The organism is Streptomyces sp. ID05-26A (assembly GCF_033794685.1).
Classification (GTDB): Bacteria; Actinomycetota; Actinomycetes; order Mycobacteriales; family Pseudonocardiaceae; genus Lentzea.
The window spans coordinates 376,553-395,192 of sequence record NZ_JARAYZ010000002.1 but is presented as its reverse complement, the minus strand read 5'-3'; the positions used below and the strand labels follow the sequence as shown (position 1 = coordinate 395,192).

Here is an 18,640-nt window from a genome sequence, read left to right as displayed (position 1 = left end):
ACGCTCCTAACGTCCTGTTCCCGACGAAAAGGAGCAGATCATGTCGACCAAAGCCGTCATCAGCCTCTCGACCGGCCTCGAGGACCCCGAGAAGGTGACCGTCGCGTTCCTGGTGGCGATCGGCGCCGCCGAGACCGGCCGGGAGACGCTGATGTTCCTGTCCAAGGAGGCGGTGCGCCTCTCGCTGACCGGCACCGCCAGAGGCACCGCGTGCGAGGGCTGCCCGCCGCTCGCGGACCTGCTCCAGCGCTACGAGGCGGCGGGCGGCCGGTACTTCGTCTGCCCGCTGTGCTTCAACGCCAAGCAGCTCGACGCCGACGCGTTGATCCCCGGCGCGGAGATCAACGGCACGATCCCGATGTGGAAGTGGATCGGTGACGAGGCCGCCACCACGTTCAGCTACTGAGGCCGCAGGGCGAGCCAGTCGAGGTTGATCGACCCGGTGTCACCGGCGCCGTAGGACAACGTCACCACCGGGTCGCTGCCGCTCAGCGGGACGCCGTCGAAGGTCACCGTGCCCCAGGCGTCCCAGCTGTCGGAGACCTTCGGGAAGCTGACCTGCCGCACGGCACGCCCGTCCACCGACAACGTCATGGTGCGCGCGTCGGAGTGGGCGTTCGCGTACCGCAGGGTGACCGCGCCCGAGCCCTGTCCCGCCGACGCCCGGTGCAGCGTGAACGACGTCGCGGCGCCCGGCGCCCAGAGCCCGTCGACGAACGCCCGGCCGGAGTAGCCGGTGTGGTTCACGTTGGTCTTGACGCCGCCGGTGTTGCGCGCGTCCTCGGCCTCCAGGTGGCCGGGGGCGGGGCAGCCGGAGACCGTGCCCGCGGTGTCGGCGCAGCGGTCGCGCGCGTCGGGCACGCCGTCGCCGTCCCGGTCGCCGCCGGTCGCTCCCGTCAGCGTGATCTCGACGGTGTGCGCGCCCTGGAGCGTCGCGGGGATCTCGGCGCGGGACGGGCGGCCGTCGACGGTGACCGAACGGATCGTGGTGCCCGCCCCGCGCAACGCGATCGTCAGGTCGGCGTCGCGGTAGCGCACGTTCCGCAGGGTGACGTCTCCCCAGCCCGCCGGCAGGTTCGGCGCGAAGGTCAGCCCCCGGTCGGTGTACCCGAGCCCGAACAGTCCGGTGTGGACCATGTCGAGGAACGCCGTCGCCGACCAGGTCTGGTCGGGTTCGGAACCCCAGTGGAACTTCACCGTGTCGCCCAGCCGCTGCCAGCCGCCGTCGACCACGCCGGTGGTGCCGTTGTAGATCTCCCAGAACCCGCTGTTGTTGTTCGCGAGCTTCGCGAGGCGCGCCGTCTCCGCGGCGAACCGGTTCTGGTCGCCCCGCCGTGCCGCGGCCTTGGCCCACAGGCCCTGCACGAGCGGCCAGACGATCGCGTTGTGCCGGCCGGGCTGCGCCTCGGAGTAGCGGTCCCAGTGCGGGAACGTGTCGGGCATGCCCCAGGTCATCCCGCGTGCGTTCGCGAGGACGGACCGCGCCCGGGCGGGGCTCGCGATGCCGAAGAGGATCGCGAACGCGAGGCCGGTGCCCTCCTGGTGGGCGCCGCGCGTGCCGTCGGCGAGCAGCTGGTAGTCGTACAGGCCGGTCGCCGGGTTCCAGAAGTGCCGGTTGATCGCGGTCTTCAACGCGGCGGCCTTCGCCCGGTGCCCGGCGGCCTCCTGCGGCTGACCCAGGCGCTCGGCCATGTTGCCCGCGTTGACGTAGGCGGCGTAGTAGACCCCGTTCGTGCTCAGGTACATCCCGCTCGCGATGCCCGGCCAGGGCATGCTGCCGGTGCTGATCGACTCGGTCGCGTCGGCGGGCGGCGCGGGGTAGCCGGCGACGCCGTCGTTGAAGAAGGACGCGCCGGTGAACAGGCCGTAGGCGGGGTTGAAGCCGGCCGTGGTCGCGTTCTCCCTGATCGTGAGGGTGTTCCTGGCGGTGCGGTAGGCGTTGCCGAGGAAGTCCTGGTCGCCGGTGACGAGGTAGTGGTGCCACGCGGCGGTGAGCCAGATGACCTGGTCCCACTGCTGGTCGTCCTGCTGCACCCGCAGGGCGCCGGCGGGGTCCTTGTCGACGACGGCCCAGAGCGTGTTCCTCGCCAGGGCCGGGGACAGCAGGCTGGCCGCGTTCCAGCTGTTGATCGACGCGTCGCGCGTCCACGGCTGTTCGTAGCCGCCGCCCGCGCGGACGATGCCGACGGCCGGGTCCAGCAGGCCGCTCCGGTTGTGGCGCGGGTCGTAGCCCACGGTGTTCACGCGCAGCAGGTTGTCCAGCGCGGCCGTGTAGGCGGTGCCGTACAGCGCCTGGCTCCGCGGGTTCGCGAAGGTGAGCGACGGTGTGGCGGCGGCTGTCGCCGGTGTGGCACCGGTGACCACGCCGCACATCGTCATCAGGGCCACGAGGACACGACCGACCGCCCGCCGGGAGCTCATCCGGTGCACCTTTCCCGGCACCCGGACCCGACCGGAGCCGCAAGGTCAGCGAACCATGAAAGCGCTCCCATGACGCAGGTCACCGAGGTTCCTGTCCGCTTCTGTCAGAGCCCGGCAGCCTGCACCACATCGCACGGGGACGACCCTCGTCAGGCCTTGATCGGCATCCCCTGCTGCGCACGGGAGGTGGAGGGTGTAGCGTGGTGTCATCTGCCATGGTTAAGAGGACGGTCGCCCGTGACCACAGTCACGGGCATTTTGCTGTTCATCGTCTCTGACCTCGGCAGATCACCTCGGCTCCCGCACAGTGCGGGCGCCACATTCATGCTTGGAGTGCACCATGGCCACCGGAACCGTCAAGTGGTTCAACGCCGAAAAGGGATTCGGCTTCATCGAGCAGGACGGTGGCGGCGCCGACGTCTTCGCCCACTACTCGAACATCGTCGCGCAGGGCTTCCGTGAGCTCCAGGAGGGCCAGAAGGTCTCCTTCGACATCACGCAGGGCCAGAAGGGCCCGCAGGCGGAGAACATCGTCCCCGCCTAGTCCTCTGCCTGCCGCCGGCCCATCGGCGGCACCTGCGGACTACACCAGAGCCCGGCCGGATGGATCATCCAGCCGGGCTCTGTGCTGTTCGCACCCACTCGACGAACTCCGTGACCGCGACGACCTCGTCCGGCGTCGTGCCGACTCCCGTGGGCGGTGATGTCGAACGTCGTCGAACGCGGCGTCGATTCGACCGTGGTGAATTCCGCGACCGGGGAACGTCCCGGACGCGGACTGATCGTCCCGCCCGGCGGCCGCGAGCCGGTGTCGCCCCGGCTGAGCTGCTTGAATCGTTTCAACATCCCGCCCGGCCGTCGAACCGCACTGCGCCGACACAGTTCTGGAAAACGCTTTCCCTGTTGTATGTCAACAAAGCTGACTATTGCGTGCGGGTGTCAAACGGTTCATCGTAACCGGCGTGGTGATGCGACGAAGTGTCCTGCTCGCGGTGGTGACCACCACCCTTCTGACCGGCCCGCTGCCTGCCACCGCACAGGTGTGGCATCCCTCCCCGGGCCACCTCGAACGCCTCGACCGCGGGCTCGTCGCGTCCACCACGAGCGGCGGTGTGCACCTGAGCTGGCGCCTGCTCGGCCGGGAGGCCACCGGCGCGGGCACCACCGGTCTGCGCGGACCGGACTTCGCGGTCTACCGGGACGGGAAGCGCGTGGCGACCGTCACGGACAGCACCACCTACCTCGACCCGTCCCCCACCGCCGGTGCGCGGTACCAGGTCGCGCCCGTCGTCCGCGGTGTCCCGCTCGGGCGCGGCAAGGCGGTGACGGCGTGGACGACCCCGTACCGCGATCTGCCGTTGCGCAGGCCGGCGGACGGCGTGACTCCCGCAGGTGAGAGCTACACCTACTCGGCCAACGACGTGAGCGTCGGCGACGTGGACGGCGACGGGCAGTACGAGTACGTCGTGAAGTGGGATCCCAGCAACTCCAAGGACGTCTCGCAGGTCGGCTACACGGGGCCGGTGTACCTCGACACCTACCGGTTCGACGGGACGTTGCTGCACCGCGTCGATCTCGGCGTGAACATCCGCGCGGGCGCGCACTACACCCAGTTCCTCGTCCACGACTTCGACGGGGACGGGCGCGCGGAGCTGATGACGAAGACCGCGCCGGGCACGAAGGTCATCGGCCGCGACGGCCGGGACCGGTACGTCACGATGCCGCGCGACGACGTGCGAGCGGGCTACTCGCATTCCGACGACTACCGGCTGAGCCCCGACGGCTACCGCGACCACCTCGTCGGGATGTTCCGGTCCTGGCACGCGCATCCCGAGGTCGTCACGGGACACTGGCCCGCGACGATCGAACTGGCGCTGGGGATCGAGCCGCGGTACGCGTACCCACTGTCCGAACAGGACGCGGCGGCCCTGGCCGACCACTTCATGGACGTCTACGCGCCGAGTCGCAGCGCCAACAACAGACTGCGTCAGTTCGCCGGTTTCATCGTGAGCGGACCGGAGTACCTGACGGTGTTCGACGGCGCCACGGGCCGGGAGCTCCAGACGGTGCGCTACGAACCGGGCCGGCACGACGACGGGCTCATGTGGGGCGACTACGCGATGAGCCGCATCGAACCGGGCAACCGGGTCGACCGCTTCCTCGCCGGCGTGGCGTACCTGGACGGCGAGCGTCCCTCCGCGATCTTCGCCCGCGGCTACTACACCCGGTCCACGGTCGCCGCGTACGACTGGAACGGCAAGCGGCTCGTGAAGCGCTGGCTCGCCGACAGCGGCTGGGTGCCGATGACGAACCCGTTCCGCGACAGCCCTCACGGCCGTGACGGCACGAATCCCGGCCACGCGAAGCTGACGACGCAGGGCGCCCATTCGCTCAGCGTCGCCGACGTGGACGGTGACGGCAGGCAGGAGATCGTCTACGGCGGCGCGACGCTCGACCACGACGGCGCGCTGCTCTACAGCTCCACCGGCGTCCTGCCACCCGGAAGCGCGGATCCGGGAACCGCGGTTCGGGTCGGTCACGGAGACGCCCTGCACGTCACCGACATCGACCCGAACCGTCCCGGCCTCGAGACCTACATGGTCCACGAGGGAGCGCGCTCCGCCCCTTACGGTTACACGCTGCGCGACGCGCGGACCGGCGACGTGGTCTACGGCGCGTACTCCGGCATGGACACCGGCCGCGGCATGATCGGCGACGTGCGTCCCGACGTGCCCGGCCTGGAGACGTGGGCGTCGATGCCGGGCGGTTCGGACTCGGCCGGGATCCGGAGCGCCGACGGACGGCAGCTCGACACCCGCTCCCCCGGCACGAACATGAGCATCCGCTGGGCCGGCGACATGACCACCCAGATCGTGAACGGCGCCCAGGACGTGACGCCGACCATCGACGACTGGCGGCGCGGCACGCTGCTCACCGCCACCGGAACCCGGACCAACAACGGCACCAAGGGCACGCCGTCGCTCGTGGCGGACGTCTTCGGTGACTGGCGCGAGGAACTCGTGGTCCGCACTCAGGACAGCTCGGCCCTGAGGTTCCACACGAGCACCGAGCCCACGAACCACAAGATGTACACGCTGATGCACGACCGCCAGTACCGCGTCGAGGTGGCCCGCCAGCAGACCACCTACAACCAGCCCTCCTACCCGGGCTTCTACTGGGGCGCCGACGTCGACTGGGCTCGTGTCCCGCTCCCCTGCCCGAAGAGGAACCGGTGCTGAGGGATCGCCCCGCACGTCACCACCCTGCTCCGAGGGGACTCACCGTGAAGGTTCTCGTCATCGCCGCCGTGCTGGCCGGTCTGGTGGTCGCGGCGCCCGCCGCGTCCGCCGCGGTCACCGTCTCCCCGACCGACCCGGACGTCCGGTACTTCGGCCGGTGGAACACGACCTCGTCGACCGCGTTCGTCTCCGAGTGGGCCGGTGCCTACGTCGTCGTCGGCTTCACCGGCACGACGGTGAAGCTCAACCAGCGCCGGGCCATCGACTTCTTCGTCAGCATCGACGGCGGGCCCGACGTGTCCTATGTGAACAGGAGCGGCACCGTCGACCTGACACCGGTCAAGCTCGCGCCCGGCCGGCACACGCTGCGCGTGTCGTACCGCCCCGTCGCGGGCTCCTACAAGGGAGACGCGGTGTTCCAGGGCGTCACACTGGACACCGGGGCGCAGACGTTCGCCCCCGCCGTCCCGCAGAAGATCGTCGAGTTCGTCGGCGACTCGATCACCGTGGGCCAGCAGTCGTCCAAGCAGGCGCTGACCGCGTACGGCTGGCTCACCGGGGAGAAGCTGAAGGCGGGTCACACCCAGATCGCCGTGGGCGGTTCGTGCCTGCACCCGGCGGCGGACGGGTGCCTGAGCATGCGGGAGGGCTTCCTGCGCACGGGACTCGCGCTCGGCGCGCCCGCGTGGAACTTCGGCCGCTACCGGGCGAACGCCGTCGTGGTCAACCTCGGCACCAACGACGTGGGGCACAGCGTCACCGGAGAGCAGTTCCGTTCGTCCTACGTGACGTTGCTGCGGCGGGTGCGGGAGAAGTACCCGGCCGCCGCGATCTTCGCGATGGGCACGTTCCGCAAGCGGTACCTGCCCGAGACCCAGGCAGCGGTGAAGGTCCTCACCGACGCCGGGGACCGCAACGTGCAGTTCGTCGACACCACGGGCTGGATCGACGAGACCGCGGACACGACCGACAAGGTGCACCCCAACGACCAGGGGCACCGCAAGATCGCCGAGCGCCTGGCACCGATCGTCGGCGCGAAGCTCTGAGCGGCCTCCACCACGCACAAACCGAGTTGGGAGATCCTCATGGTCACGCGCAGGACAATGCTGGCCGGCGCGGCCGCCGCCGTCGCGGCGAAGGCGGTGGGCACCGGTAGCGCTCGTGCCGACGAGACCGTCACCGTCGATCCGAGTCCCGACCACGGCACCTGGGAGGGCTGGGGAACCTCGCTCGCCTGGTGGGCCAACGTCTTCGGTGACCGGGACGACTTCGCGGACCTGTGGTTCACCACCGGGAACGTCGTCTACAAGGGACAGTCGCTGCCCGGCCTGGGGATGAACATCGCGCGCTACAACCTCGGCGCGTGCAGCTGGAACTCCGTCAACGGCGAGAGCATGGTCGCCTCGCCGAACATCCCGCGCTTCAAGCAGATCGAGACCTACTGGCAGGACTGGCGCGACACCGATCCCACGTCGTCGGCGTGGAACTGGAACGCCGACGCCAAACAGCGCGCGGCGGTGGTCAAAGCCACGGCGCGCGGCGCGATGACGGAGCTCTTCTCCAACTCCCCGGTGTGGTGGATGTGCCTCAACCACAACCCCTCCGGTGCCGCCAACGCCTCGGCCGACAACCTGCAGTCGTGGAACCAGCGGAACCACGGCGTCCACCTGGCCGAGGTGGCCCGGCACTTCCGCGACCACTGGGGCGTCACGTTCCGCACGATCTCCCCGTTCAACGAACCGGCGTCGAACTACTGGTCCGCGACGGGAAAGCAGGAGGGCTGCCACTTCGATCCGGCCACTCAGCGCACGGTGCTGCGGTACCTGCGCGAGGAGATGAACAACCGCGGCCTGTCCGGCATGCGCATCGCCGCGTCGGACGAGACCAGCTACGACGCCGCGCACAGCACGTGGACCTCCTTCGACGCCACCACGAGGTCCGTCGTGAACCAGATCAACGTCCACGGCTACCAGGGCTCGGGCGGACGGCGGGACCTCGTGCACGGCGACGCCCGGTCGGCGGGCAAGGTCCTGTGGAACTCCGAGTACGGCGACAAGGACGGCACGGGTCTCTCCCTGGCGAGCAACCTCTGCCTGGACTGGCGCTGGCTGCACCCGACGGCGTGGTGCTACTGGCAGGTGATGGACCCGACGCCGGTCTGGGCGCTGATCGACTACAACGCGGACACGCTGCAGGCCGGTTCCGTGCAGAACAAGCTGTTCGTACTCGCGCAGTTCACCCGCCACATCCGGCCGGGCATGCGCATCGTCTCGGCCTCCGCCGGGAACACCGCCGCCGCGTACGACCCGTCGTCGCGCCGCCTCGTCGTCGTGGGCGTCAACACCGCCACGTCGGCGCAGACGATCACCTACGACCTCTCCCGGTTCGGCACCCTGCCGACCGGTCTGATCACCCGCTGGTCCACCTCGACGACCAGCGGCAGCGATCGTTACGTCCAGCGCACCGACGTCCGGCTCACCGGGAACCTGCTCCGGGTCCCGTTCGCCGCGGGCCAGGTGCAGACCTTCCAGCTCGACGGCGTGTCGGCCTGACCAGGGCACGGCAGCCTGAACCACGCGTTCAGGCTGCCGCGCGGGTCAGCCGACCCGCACCAGCCGCCACTGCTGGTCGAGCGACCCGGTGTCCGTGCGCTGCTCGACCTGGGCGCCGCTCGCGGTGGACCCGTCGAGCACCGACAGCGCCTTGCCGCTGTGCCGCGCGACCAGCCTGACGTGGTCGCCGGCCGGGACCACCTGCCACTGCTGGTCGCCGCCGTTGTTCTCCACCCACTGCACGGCGCGTGCCCCGTCCGCCCCGCTGGTCCCCCAGATCGACAGGACGCGGCCGCTGTTGCGGTTGAACAACGTCCTGCGCCCGTCACCGGCGTCGGTCAGGTGCCACTGCTGGCTCGCGCGGCCGTTGTCGTCACCCTGCACCACGTTCGTGCCGTCCTCCAAGCTCGACTGGTAGGCCTCCAGCGCCTTGCCGCTGCGCCGGTTGACCAGCTTGTAGTAGGCGCCGACGCTGTGGCCGAGGTCGACGTCGCCGTAGTGGACGCTGTTGCGCGTGCCGACCCAGAACCCTTCGACGGACAGGATCAGGACCCGGCCGGTGCCCGCCACGTGCTGGAGCATCCGGCTGTAGCCCTTGGGCATGAGCGTGCGCATCGGCGTCCACGGGCCGGTGCCGTTGGCCGTGTTGACCCGGACGTCCGAGGAGCCGTGGGAGTTGTAGACGAGCCGGCCGTTCGGCTGGGTGATGACCATCGGGCTGCCGCCGTAGTCGAGCGTCGTGCCGATGTCGCCCGATCTCCACGACTCGGGGTTCGCGGAGATCTTGAAGTTGTTGGGGGTGTCCGGGCGCCCGACGACCTCGTACACCATCAGGTACCGGCCGTCGGCCATGCGCGTCACGATCGGCATGCCCGGTCGCAGGGCGCGGTCCGCCGCCGCCACGTCCTCGACCACGGGTCCCCAGCGCAGGCCGTCGGACGAGGTCTGGTGCACGATCTTCTGGTCGTGGTCCTGCTTGTCGCGTTCGTCGGAGTAGTAGACGATCAGCCGGTTGTTCGCGGCGAGCAGGTAGGGCTCCCAGATCGGGGTGGGGTTCGCACTCCCCCACTGGCCGCCGCCGAGCGCCACCTCGCTGACCCACTGCCAGGTCGCGCCCTCGTCGTCGCTGCGGTAGAGCTGGATCGCGGTGGCGGACCGGTCGGGCGGTGACGAGATCCCGGCCAGCAACAGGGTTCCGGCGGGCATGGTGCCGACCCGCCGGGGCAGCACGTACAGGTTCGGGTTGGTCCAGTTGCCCCACCGGCGCGGCGAGGTGTCGGCGACCGACGACCTCTTCGACCAGGACGCGCCGTTGTCGGTGCTGCTCCAGATCGGGAACGTCATGTTCTCCAGCGGCTGGTCGTTGTCCTCGTAGGTGGCGACGATCCTGCCGCTGGGCAACTGGGCGGACTTGGCGTAGGTGAAGCAGTACGGGCGAGTGCACGAGCCGGACGGCGCCACGAGCACCGACGGTCCGTACGCCTGGGCCGGAGCCGCTGTCAACGCGGTGCCCACCAGGGTGAGCACCACCGCCAGCAGCCAGGTCCGATGTCTGCGCAGGGACGACATTGTCCACTCCTCACTGGGTTCAACAGGGTGTGACGGTGGCGAGGACGCGCACGTCCCAGGGCCCGAGGTCCAGCGCCGCACCGGCGGGAACGGGATCGCCGGACAGGACGTCGGTCAGCTCGACGGGTGCCTGCACGCGCGCCGGAGCCCAGCTCCAGTTGTGCAGGACGTGCACGCGACGGCCGTCCGCGGAGGTGCCGGTCGCCGCCGTGACGGTGCCGGGGAGGTCGCTCCAGCCGCTCACCGGCAGCGGCTGGAGCCAGTGCGCCAGCGCCCGTGCGAGATCGCGGCCCGGCACGGTGCCCACGCAGGTCACGCGACCCTTGCCGTGCGCGTGCGTGGTGACGGCGGGCCAGCGGCGGAAGTGCGGGTGGTCGTACTCGGCGAGCACCTCGGCGGTCGTCACGGTGAGACCGTCGATCCAGTGCCTCGCCGTGGCTTTCGGGGCCAGGCCGCGCACCGGGACGTCCGCGCGGAGGTTGCTGAACTCGTCGTAGTGCACGCCCGCGGCGTCGGTCAGGCGGGCGGGAGCCGCTTCCGGACGGGCACGTGCCTCGTGGTCGGCGTACGCGGTGCGCGGCCCGAGGACCAGGTGGCCGCCGGCCTCGGCGTAGGCCGCGAGCCAGTCGATCGTCTCGTCGTCCACCACGTAGAGCGCGGCGGCGACCAGCACCGGATGCCGGAGCGCGGCCACCTCCGGCGTCAGGCCGCCCAGCCGGCTCGCGTGCACGATCCGCACCTGCAGGCCGGCGTCGAACGCGCCGCGGTAGAACGGGTCGAGGATCCGGTGGTACGCGGCGGGGTCCGGTTCACCGTCCGAAGTGGACAGCGGCGGGTACTTCCGCATGAGCCACTTGCTGGGCGTCGAGTAGACCATCGTGATGTCGGCGTCCGGTTCGAGCCCGGCGACCAGCGCGCCCGCCGCGTCGAACTCGGCGCCCAGCGCGGCCAGTTCCGCGTAGGCACGGCCGGGCTTGCCGGTGTGCGGGAGGATGCCACCCCAGTAGGTCTCCGCGCCGAAGTGCAGGGTGTGCCAGTGCCAGTACTCGATCATGCGGGCACCCCGGGACACGAGTGCCCACGCGACCTGCCGCCACTGACCGTCGAACGCGGGCCGGTTGTCCCAGGGGAAACCGATGGACCCGGCGTTGGTCTCGGTGACCAGGAACGGTTCCTGGCGTGAGGAGAACATCCAGTCCGCGGTCTGCCGCAGCGACCACACGCCGGTGGTCTTCCACCTCTGCTCGAAGTCGTCGGGGGTGCGGTCCGGCAGCGCCAGACCGTCCTGCATGTCGTAGTAGGGGTTGCCGGAGGCGATGTCGAGGCGGGCGCTCAGTTCGTCGTCGGCCACCGCCGGCCGGGTGTAGGAGATGCACGTCGTGACGAACTGCTCGGGCCGGGCGTACTCGCGGACGATGTCGGCCTGCCACCCGATGAACTCGGTCACCTGCCGCGCCTGGAACTCCCGCCACGCCACGTCGTACTGCGGCTGCGCGTTGCCGTCGGGCGTCCACAGGTCCGCCCACGTGGACAGCCGGTGCGACCAGTAGACGAGGCCCCACTCCCGGTTGAGCGTCTCGACGTCGCCGTACTTCTCGCGCAGGTGGTCGACGAACCTCTGGAACACGCCGTGGTTGTGCAGCAGTTCGTTGCCCGGTTCGTTGTCGACCTGGAACCCGATGACGGCCGGGTGCCCGGCGTAACGCGCCACGATCGCGCGGATCACGCGTTCGGCGTGGAAGCGGAACGCCGGATGCGTGAAGTCCACCTCCTGCCGCGCGCCCCAGCCGATCCGCCGGCCGGTGGCCCGTTCGCCGGTGATCTCCGGGTACTGCCGCGCCAGCCACGGCGGCACGGCGTAGGTCGGGGTCCCGAGGATCACCGCGATCCCGCGTTCGTGGGCGCCGTCCAGGACCGGTTGCACCCAGTCGAGGTCGAACCGGCCGTTGTCGGGCTCCCAGGTCGACCAGACCGACTCCCCCACCCTGATGACGGTGAAGTGCGCCTCCGCCATCAGGTCGAGGTCGACCTCGAGCCGGTCGGTGAGCTGGTACTCGTGGTAGTAGGCGGCGCCGAACAGGACACGGGCGGGCAGAACCGCCATGGTGGAACCTCCACAGAGGACTATTGTTTGACTGCGCCGGCGGTCAGGCCGCTCTGCCAGAACCGTTGCAGCAGCAGGAAGGCCACGACGAGCGGGAAGATCGACAGCAGCGACCCGGTCACGACCAGCGGGAGCATCTCGCTGCTCGCCCCCGCGCCGCCGTTCTGGGCCTGGGCGGCCCACGACGCGAGGCCGACCGTCACCGGGTAGAGCTCGGGGTCGTTGAGCATGATCAGCGGCAGGAAGTAGTTGTTCCAGGTCGTCACGAGCGTGAGCAGCACGACCGTCACCAGGCCCGGCCCCAGCAGCCGCAGGGCGATCCCGAAGAAGATCCGCACCTCGCTCGCGCCGTCGAGGCGGGCGGCCTCGACGAGGTGGTCCGGCACGGCGTCCTCGGCGTAGACGCGCATCAGGTAGAGCCCGAGCGGGTTCACCAGTGAGGGCAGAATGACCGCCCACGGCGTGTTGACCAGGCCCGCCTGCGCGAAGAGCAGGTAGGTCGGGATCGCGAGGGCCGTCGTCGGCACCATGACGGCGCCGATCACCAGGGTGAACCCGGCGGAGCGACCGCGGAAGGAGTACTTGGCGAACCCGTACCCCGCGGCGGCCGCCAGCAGCGCGGCACCCACCGCGCTGACAACGGCGTAGATCGCGGTGTTGAGCATCCACCGCGCGAACACCCCGCCGCCGTGCGTCACGGTGGACCCGATGTTCGTGAACAGCTGCGGGGCCTCGGAGAACCAGAGCCCGAACGTCGTGAACAGGTCCTGGGTGGACTTGGTCGACGCGACCAGCAGCCAGCACAACGGCAGCAGGAAGTACGCCAGGGCGGCCAGCATGACGATCGTCAGAGGTGTGCTGCGCCGGGTCGTCATGAGCCGCTCCTGCGGTTCGCGGTGAGCATGACGGCGTAGGAGACGATCACGATGACCAGGCCGAGGAGGAACGACACCGTGGCCGCGTAGTTGACCTGCTGGCCGGTGAAGGCGAGCGAGAAGGCGTACAGGTTGGCGGTGTAGGAGCTGTCGATCACGGTCGGCACGAGGGGCTGCAACAGCTTCGGCTCGTTGAACAGCTGGAAGCTGCCGATCACGGAGAACAGCAACGTGAGCAGGAGCGCCGGCCGCAGCGCGGGCAGTTTGATCGACCAGGCGATCCGCCACGCCCCCGCCCCGTCCACTGCGGCGGCCTCGTAGAGCTCGCGCGGGATCGTCCGCAGCGCCGCGTACAGGATGATCATGTTGTAGCCGACGAACTCCCACGTCACGATGTTCGCGATGCTGCCGAGGATCCAGCCGTCGCCCAGGAAGTCCGGCACCCCGGTGCCGAGGATCCGGCCGAGCTGGGCGAACGGGCCGTAGTCGGGTCCGTAGAGGTAGCCCCACATCAGCGCGGCGACCACGCTCGGCACGGCGTACGGCACGAAGATCCCGAGCCGGACGACCTTCGCGAGCCGCACCAGTCCGCTGTCCAGCGCGAGCGCGAAGAGCAGTGCCAGCAACAACATCACCGGGACCTGGAGCACGAAGAACACCGCGACCCGGCCGACTCCGCGCAGGAACAACGGATCCGTGACGGCCGTGACGTAGTTGTCCAGCCCGACGAAGGCCGTACCGCCGATGAGCTTGTGCTGGAACAGGCTCAGGTAGGCGGAATAGGCCAGCGGCGTGATGAACAACAGCGCGAAGAGCACCATGAACGGGGCGACGAACAGCGGTCCCGCCGCCCCGTGGCGACGTGTCGTCATCGGACCGTGAAGCCCTGGTTCTCGGCGAAGGCGGTGATCCGCGGCTGCAGCTCACCGAGCGCCGCGACGGCGTCCGCCTTGTCGGCCAGGGACTTCCCCACGGTCTCGGTCCAGTCCGTCACCACCTGGTCGAGGAACGGCGGCCACTGGAACGAGTTGTTCACGGTGTCGCCGATGTCGGCGAAGACCTTGTTGACCTGCTGCCCGCCGTAGAAGTCCAGTGCCTGACCGGCGAAGGCCGCGTCGGTGAGCAGGGCCTTGGTCGGCGGGAAGAGGAACTGCTCGGCCGCGAACATCTTCGCGCTCTCGGGATCGGTGTTGAGGAACTGCGCGAACTGGGCGGCGGCGATCGGGTTCTTCGTGGCCTTGATGACCGCGCTAGTCGACCCGCCCCAGTTGCCGGAGCTCGGCTTGGCCGAGTCCCACTGCGGCAGCGGTGCGGCACGCCACTTGCCCGCGGTCGCCTTCGCCGAGCCGGACAGGAACACCGGGCCCCACGCCGCGGTGATCCACGTGGCGTACTTGCCGTTGTTGAGCGCCGTGTACCAGGCGTCGGTGAAGTCGGTCTCGACGCCGATCACGCCCTCCCGTGCCAGGCCGCCCCAGTATCCGGCGACCTTCTTCGAGACGTCGTCGTCGACCTTGATCGTGATGTCGCTCTTCCCGGTGCTGGCATAGGGTTTCGCGCCCGCCTGCCACAGCAGCCCGTGCCACGCGGCGGCCTGGTTCGCCGCGAAGTTCGTCAGGTAGATCTCCGGGTTGGCCGTGTGCAGCCTGCGCGCCGCCGCCGCGAACTCGTCCCAGGTCTTCGGCACCCCGATGCCGTAGGTGTCGAAGATGTCCTGCCGGTACAGCATTCCCATCGGGCCGGTGTCCTGCGGGATCGCCCAGACCTCACCGTTCTGGCCGGTGACCTGTCCCCACGTCCAGTCGACGAACCGGTCCTTCAGCGCCGCGGCGCCGTGCGGTGCCAGGTCGAGCAGGCTGTCGATGACCGTGAAGGTCGGGATGTACTGGAACTCGATCTGCGCGACGTCCGGTGCGCCGGTGCCGGCCTGCAGAGCGGTGCGCAGCTTCGTGTAGTGCGGCGTGCCCTGCCCGGCGTTGACCACCTTCACCTTGATCGCCGGGTACTTCTTCTCGAAGAGCGCGATCTCCTTCTCGATGTTCGGGACCCACGTCCAGAACGTCAGTTCGGTCGGGGTGGTCATGGCCTTGTCGATGTCGCTCTGGCTCACCGGTCCGGCGGCGGGGGTGGCGCCGTCGGCACCGCAGGCGCCCAGCGCGGCGCTCAGCGACACCGCGCCCGTGGCGGCGAGAAACGATCTGCGGCTCAGCAGTGGGGACATGGAGTGCTCCTGGAGGCAGGCAGGGACGACCGGCACGCGAAGGGAACGCGTGCTGGTGAAGGCGAATTGCGCGTGGTTGCGCTACTTAGGTGCGTGACCCCGTGGATGGCGGGGACGCGGTGGAGGCGCGGACGATCAGGTCGACCGGTTGGTCACCCGTCGGCAGCGGGGGTTCCTGCGGTTTCTCGACGGCGTGCACGAGGAGGGCGAAACCCTCGCGTGCCACGGCATCGAACGGCTGACGCACGGTGGTCAGCGGTGGGGTGATGTAGGCGGCGAGCGGGATGTCGTCGAAGCCCACGACGCTGACGTCCTCCGGCACCCGGCGGCCGGCCTCGGTCAGCGCGCGGACCAGTCCGATCGCCATGTCGTCGTTCGCCGCGAAAACCGCTGTCAGATCAGGGATCGCGGCCAGTTCCCGGCCGGCCGCGTAGCCGGACGCCGCGGACCAGTCGCCCGCGACGACCGCGGGTTCGGGCACGTTCGCCGCGGCCAGCGCGGCCTGCCAGCCCTCGAGCCGTTCCCTGGCCGCGAACCAGCGTTGCGGACCGGCCACGTGGTGCACGGTGGTGTGGCCGAGAGCGAGCAGGTGCTCGGTGGCGGCCTGGGCCATCTCGTGCCCGCGGACGCCGGCGGTGACCACCCGCGGTCCGGCGAACGACGCCGGCCCGCCGAGGACGAGCACCGGCACGTCGATCCCGTCCGGCATCGGGCCCTCGTCGATCGGCTCGGAGATGACGATGCCGTCGACGCCCTGGTCGAGCAGTGAGCTCACGGCGCCGGCGACGCCCGACGGGTCACCCTCCACCGTGTTCACCACGCGCAGCGCGTACCCCGTGTCCCGGGCGGCCCGTTCGACGCCCATGAGCAGCGAGGCGGGACCGTAGAGAGCCGTGCCGAGCGTGACGACGCCGATGGACCGGGTGCGCCCGGACGCGAGCGCGCGGGCCGCGTTGTTCAGCCGGTAGCCGAGCGTCTCCGCGGCGTCCAGCACCCGTTGGCGCACGTCGGCCGAGACGTACGGCTCGTCGTTGAAGACCCTGGACACGGTCTTCTGCGAGACCCCGGCCAGACGGGCGACGTCGACGCTGCGCGGCACAGTTGAGCTCCCACCGAGACTCGTGTGAAGCGCCATCGTAGCCCCTCCGGCCGTTGCGGATCTTGCTGTCCGCTGACTATGACTGCGCAGTCATGTCTGCGCAGTCATAGTGCGGTGACGCGCGTCTCGCGTCAAGACTTCTCGCTGGGCTTCAGCTGAGGAGTTCCGCGATCTGCACGACGTGACAGGAGGCCCACGAGAGTTGTCCGCCGCCGTGGAAGACCACCAGGACGCCCTCGTCGCGCGTCACCTCGGTCACCTGGCCGACCGGCCCGATCGACCCGTGCAGCCGGACGACGTCACCCGGCGCGAGGTCGTCCGCCTGCTTCTGCCCGACGTTGCGCGCCGAGGAGGACGGCCTCAGCCGCGTCGTGAAGACCCACCACACCGCACCCGACAGCACCGGCGCCGTGACCACCAGGATCCCGGCCGCGACGGGGAACGCGGGCACCACCGCGACCGCGACGATCGGCGCCCACAGCAGTCCGACCGTCGCGGCGACGTACGCGGAGCTCACCGGCCGGTCGCCGACCTGGAGCCAGCCGGTCGTGCGCACCCAGCCGCCCTTGGTCAGGCCGCGAGGCACCCCGCCGTCCGCCAGGCGAGGGGCCGTGGGTTCGCTCTCACCTGGCACGCCGCCACCTCAGCTCACCGTTGCCGTTGCGGGCGCAGACCATCTCCCTGCCGGTGATGGTCGTCCCGAGATCCCCTTCCCGATCGCACCGCGTGCCCGCCAGGACGACCGGTCGCGGTCCGTCAGCGCGCGAGGACGTCGTCAGCGAGGGCGATGACGACGACGGCGCGGGACTGGACTCGGTCGTGACCGGAACGGTGGTCGTCGTCGTGGACGTGCTCGGCGCGGTCGTGGACGGCGCGCTGGACACCGACGTCTCGACGACCTCACACCCGGCCGCCCACCGGCCACGGCGGTCCTGACGCGCGGCGGACTCGACCGGCACGAGCTCCTCACGGCCGGCCGGATCCGCCGGCGCCGCGCCGTCCTGCACGACGGTCCGCGCGTAGTCCCGCCCATCCGGCAGCACCACGTCGACCACGACCTGATCTCCCCCGGAGGTGCCGTCCCTCCGCACGAGGAGCCGCACCTCCTTGCCCAGCAACAACTCCCGAGCGGCCGCGCGGGACTCGGCGAGCCAGCAGTCCGTGGTCCGGAGCACCCCCGCGACACGGGCGCGGAAGGGAAGGCCGGTGCCCGGTTCCACCCCCTCGAAGGAGTCCACTTCGGACACCTCGCGGACGGTCGCCTCGACGGAGTCGCCTCCCCGCGCGGACTGTTCGAGACCGGAGCTCCCCCGCGCCAGCGGGAACGCGTCGCCGCCGAACGTGATCACTCCCGTGGCGGCGACCGTGGTGATGACGCTCAGACCCGCGACGGCGAGCCTCGGGCCCTGGGCGGAGCGCCACCACAGACGGCGGACGATCCCGGGACGCGTGAGCGGTGTGACTGGAGTGTGCAACGGCGATCCTGCCTCGACGAAGGTCGGAAGTGGTATGGACCAGGCAGGCCCGCATCGCCCCCCACGAGGACACGGCTTCGACCTTTCACCTGGCAGAGCGACTGCGCGCCGCCACCGGAGCCAGTGTCACCAGAGACAAATATGTTCGTCAAGAATGTAAATGGTTCAATTGAATTTCCTCGTCATCTTGACGGCGACGTTGATGTGATTGCCTCTGCACGCTGTTCTGCCGCCGGCGCCGGGAGCGCGATACTGCTCCGATGACAGCGAAAGCGGGCGCGGTCGTGACCGGGGCCGGGCGAGGCGTGGGCAGACTGGTCGCGCGGATGCTGGTCGAACGCGGCTACACGGTGCTGGTCACCGATGTCGACGAGGCCACCGCGACCGCGACGGCCGCCGAGATCGGCGCGATCGCACGGGTGCTCGACGTGCGCGACGACGCCGCGGTGGCAGCGGCACGCGACGACATCGTCGCCCGTGCGGGCCGCCTCGACGTCTGGGTCAACAACGCCGGGGTGCTGGTGACCGGGCCCGCATGGGAGCAGGACACCGCCACCCGCAGGCTGATGATCGAGGTCAACGCGGTGGGAACGATCAACGGCACGGTCGCCGCGATCCAGGCCATGCGCGGTCACGGCGGCGGGCACGTCGTGAACATCGTGTCCCTCGCGGGCATCACGGCCGTCGTGGGCGAGGCGGTGTACGCCGCCTCCAAGCACGCGGCCCTCGGTTTCAGCCTCAGCACCCTCGCCGATCTCCGGCAGGCGGGCATCCGGGACATCGACATCTCGTGCGTCTGCCCGGACGGCATCTGGACACCGATGCTCCACGACAAGCTCGACGACCCGGCGGCCGCGCTGTCGTTCTCCGGCACACTCCTGCAGCCCGCCGACATCGCCGCCGCCGTCGCCGCCGTGCTCGACAGGCCGAAGCCGGTCACCGCCGTGCCGCGGTGGCGTGGGGCACTGGCCCGGCTCGCCGACACGTTCCCGCGCTTCGGGTTGCGCGCGATCCCGTTCATGGTGGCGCACGGTCGCCGGACCCAGCGCAAACTCCTGGCTCGCCGTCAGCGGGACTGATCTGGC

General features: G+C 70.2%; 15 protein-coding genes. 6 read left to right on the top strand and 9 right to left on the bottom strand.

Annotated elements, in window-relative coordinates; all coding sequences use genetic code 11:
* The first annotated feature begins 40 nt into the window (after positions 1–40).
* Positions 41–406, top strand: coding sequence for a DsrE family protein (locus PV646_RS17560; protein ID WP_500343092.1), 366 nt, complete (start codon positions 41–43; stop codon positions 404–406).
* Here the strand turns inward: PV646_RS17560 and PV646_RS17555 are convergent.
* Positions 400–2,421 carry an MGH1-like glycoside hydrolase domain-containing protein gene (locus PV646_RS17555; RefSeq protein ID WP_500343090.1) on the bottom strand — a complete coding sequence of 674 codons (2,022 nt, stop codon included), beginning with the start codon at positions 2,419–2,421 and terminating at the stop codon, positions 400–402. The genes PV646_RS17560 and PV646_RS17555 overlap by 7 nt on opposite strands.
* A 340-nt stretch (positions 2,422–2,761) precedes the next feature.
* Between PV646_RS17555 and PV646_RS17550 the strand changes: the two genes are divergently transcribed.
* The 4 genes from PV646_RS17550 to PV646_RS17535 all read left to right on the top strand — a co-directional run bounded on the left by PV646_RS17550 (position 2,762) and on the right by PV646_RS17535 (position 8,212).
* Positions 2,762–2,965, top strand: coding sequence for a cold-shock protein (locus PV646_RS17550; protein WP_189154936.1), 204 nt, complete (start codon positions 2,762–2,764; stop codon positions 2,963–2,965).
* A 424-nt stretch (positions 2,966–3,389) separates the two neighbouring features.
* On the top strand, positions 3,390–5,660 hold the full coding sequence (locus PV646_RS17545) for a rhamnogalacturonan lyase (RefSeq protein WP_500345025.1): 2,271 nt from the start codon (positions 3,390–3,392) through the stop codon (positions 5,658–5,660).
* Positions 5,661–5,704: 44 nt separating this feature from the next.
* Positions 5,705–6,706, top strand: a complete 1,002-nt coding sequence (locus tag PV646_RS17540) for an SGNH/GDSL hydrolase family protein (RefSeq protein ID WP_500343088.1) — start codon at positions 5,705–5,707, stop codon at positions 6,704–6,706.
* A 39-nt stretch (positions 6,707–6,745) separates the two neighbouring features.
* Positions 6,746–8,212, top strand: a complete 1,467-nt coding sequence (locus PV646_RS17535; RefSeq protein ID WP_500343086.1) for a glycoside hydrolase — start codon at positions 6,746–6,748, stop codon at positions 8,210–8,212.
* Positions 8,213–8,257: 45 nt separating this feature from the next.
* Here PV646_RS17535 and PV646_RS17530 read toward each other — a convergent pair whose 3' ends face one another.
* The 8 genes from PV646_RS17530 to PV646_RS17495 all read right to left on the bottom strand — a co-directional run bounded on the left by PV646_RS17530 (position 8,258) and on the right by PV646_RS17495 (position 17,555).
* Positions 8,258–9,781, bottom strand: coding sequence for an RICIN domain-containing protein (locus tag PV646_RS17530; RefSeq protein ID WP_500343084.1), 1,524 nt, complete (start codon positions 9,779–9,781; stop codon positions 8,258–8,260).
* 19 nt (positions 9,782–9,800) lie between these two features.
* The gene (locus PV646_RS17525) at positions 9,801–11,885 is read right to left on the bottom strand and encodes a beta-galactosidase (protein ID WP_500343082.1); all 2,085 of its coding nucleotides are present in this window, start codon (positions 11,883–11,885) and stop codon (positions 9,801–9,803) included.
* A 20-nt stretch (positions 11,886–11,905) separates the two neighbouring features.
* Positions 11,906–12,760 carry a carbohydrate ABC transporter permease gene (locus PV646_RS17520; protein WP_500343080.1) on the bottom strand — a complete coding sequence of 285 codons (855 nt, stop codon included), beginning with the start codon at positions 12,758–12,760 and terminating at the stop codon, positions 11,906–11,908.
* Positions 12,757–13,632, bottom strand: coding sequence for a carbohydrate ABC transporter permease (locus PV646_RS17515; RefSeq protein ID WP_500343078.1), 876 nt, complete (start codon positions 13,630–13,632; stop codon positions 12,757–12,759). Before PV646_RS17515 ends, PV646_RS17520 begins: the two co-directional genes overlap by 4 nt.
* Positions 13,629–14,981 (bottom strand): ABC transporter substrate-binding protein, encoded by a 1,353-nt coding sequence (locus tag PV646_RS17510; RefSeq protein ID WP_500343076.1) that lies wholly within the window; start codon positions 14,979–14,981, stop codon positions 13,629–13,631. The genes PV646_RS17515 and PV646_RS17510 overlap by 4 nt, the downstream gene beginning before the upstream one ends.
* Before the next feature lie 85 nt (positions 14,982–15,066).
* Positions 15,067–16,116 (bottom strand): LacI family DNA-binding transcriptional regulator, encoded by a 1,050-nt coding sequence (locus PV646_RS17505; protein WP_500343073.1) that lies wholly within the window; start codon positions 16,114–16,116, stop codon positions 15,067–15,069.
* Positions 16,117–16,231: 115 nt separating this feature from the next.
* Positions 16,232–16,714, bottom strand: a complete 483-nt coding sequence (locus tag PV646_RS17500; protein WP_500343072.1) for a hypothetical protein — start codon at positions 16,712–16,714, stop codon at positions 16,232–16,234.
* Positions 16,704–17,555: a hypothetical protein gene (locus PV646_RS17495; RefSeq protein ID WP_500343069.1), complete on the bottom strand. Its 852-nt coding sequence runs from the start codon at positions 17,553–17,555 to the stop codon at positions 16,704–16,706. Before PV646_RS17495 ends, PV646_RS17500 begins: the two co-directional genes overlap by 11 nt.
* Before the next feature lie 260 nt (positions 17,556–17,815).
* Here PV646_RS17495 and PV646_RS17490 point away from each other — a divergent pair, with 260 nt between their 5' ends.
* Positions 17,816–18,634 (top strand): SDR family NAD(P)-dependent oxidoreductase, encoded by an 819-nt coding sequence (locus PV646_RS17490; protein WP_500343066.1) that lies wholly within the window; start codon positions 17,816–17,818, stop codon positions 18,632–18,634.
* Positions 18,635–18,640: the final 6 nt, after the last annotated feature.

What these genes read in the sequence shown, in the direction of transcription:
- PV646_RS17560 (WP_500343092.1), top strand. Translation starts at nt 41, where the DNA reads ATGTCGACCAAAGCCGTCATCAGCCTCTCGACCGGCCTCGAGGACCCC.
- PV646_RS17555 (WP_500343090.1), bottom strand. Translation starts at nt 2,421, where the DNA reads ATGAGCTCCCGGCGGGCGGTCGGTCGTGTCCTCGTGGCCCTGATGACG.
- PV646_RS17550 (WP_189154936.1), top strand. Translation starts at nt 2,762, where the DNA reads ATGGCCACCGGAACCGTCAAGTGGTTCAACGCCGAAAAGGGATTCGGC.
- PV646_RS17545 (WP_500345025.1), top strand. Translation starts at nt 3,390, where the DNA reads ATGCGACGAAGTGTCCTGCTCGCGGTGGTGACCACCACCCTTCTGACC.
- PV646_RS17535 (WP_500343086.1), top strand. Translation starts at nt 6,746, where the DNA reads ATGGTCACGCGCAGGACAATGCTGGCCGGCGCGGCCGCCGCCGTCGCG.
- PV646_RS17530 (WP_500343084.1), bottom strand. Translation starts at nt 9,781, where the DNA reads ATGTCGTCCCTGCGCAGACATCGGACCTGGCTGCTGGCGGTGGTGCTC.
- PV646_RS17525 (WP_500343082.1), bottom strand. Translation starts at nt 11,885, where the DNA reads ATGGCGGTTCTGCCCGCCCGTGTCCTGTTCGGCGCCGCCTACTACCAC.
- PV646_RS17520 (WP_500343080.1), bottom strand. Translation starts at nt 12,760, where the DNA reads ATGACGACCCGGCGCAGCACACCTCTGACGATCGTCATGCTGGCCGCC.
- PV646_RS17515 (WP_500343078.1), bottom strand. Translation starts at nt 13,632, where the DNA reads ATGACGACACGTCGCCACGGGGCGGCGGGACCGCTGTTCGTCGCCCCG.
- PV646_RS17510 (WP_500343076.1), bottom strand. Translation starts at nt 14,981, where the DNA reads ATGTCCCCACTGCTGAGCCGCAGATCGTTTCTCGCCGCCACGGGCGCG.
- PV646_RS17505 (WP_500343073.1), bottom strand. Translation starts at nt 16,116, where the DNA reads ATGGCGCTTCACACGAGTCTCGGTGGGAGCTCAACTGTGCCGCGCAGC.
- PV646_RS17490 (WP_500343066.1), top strand. Translation starts at nt 17,816, where the DNA reads ATGACAGCGAAAGCGGGCGCGGTCGTGACCGGGGCCGGGCGAGGCGTG.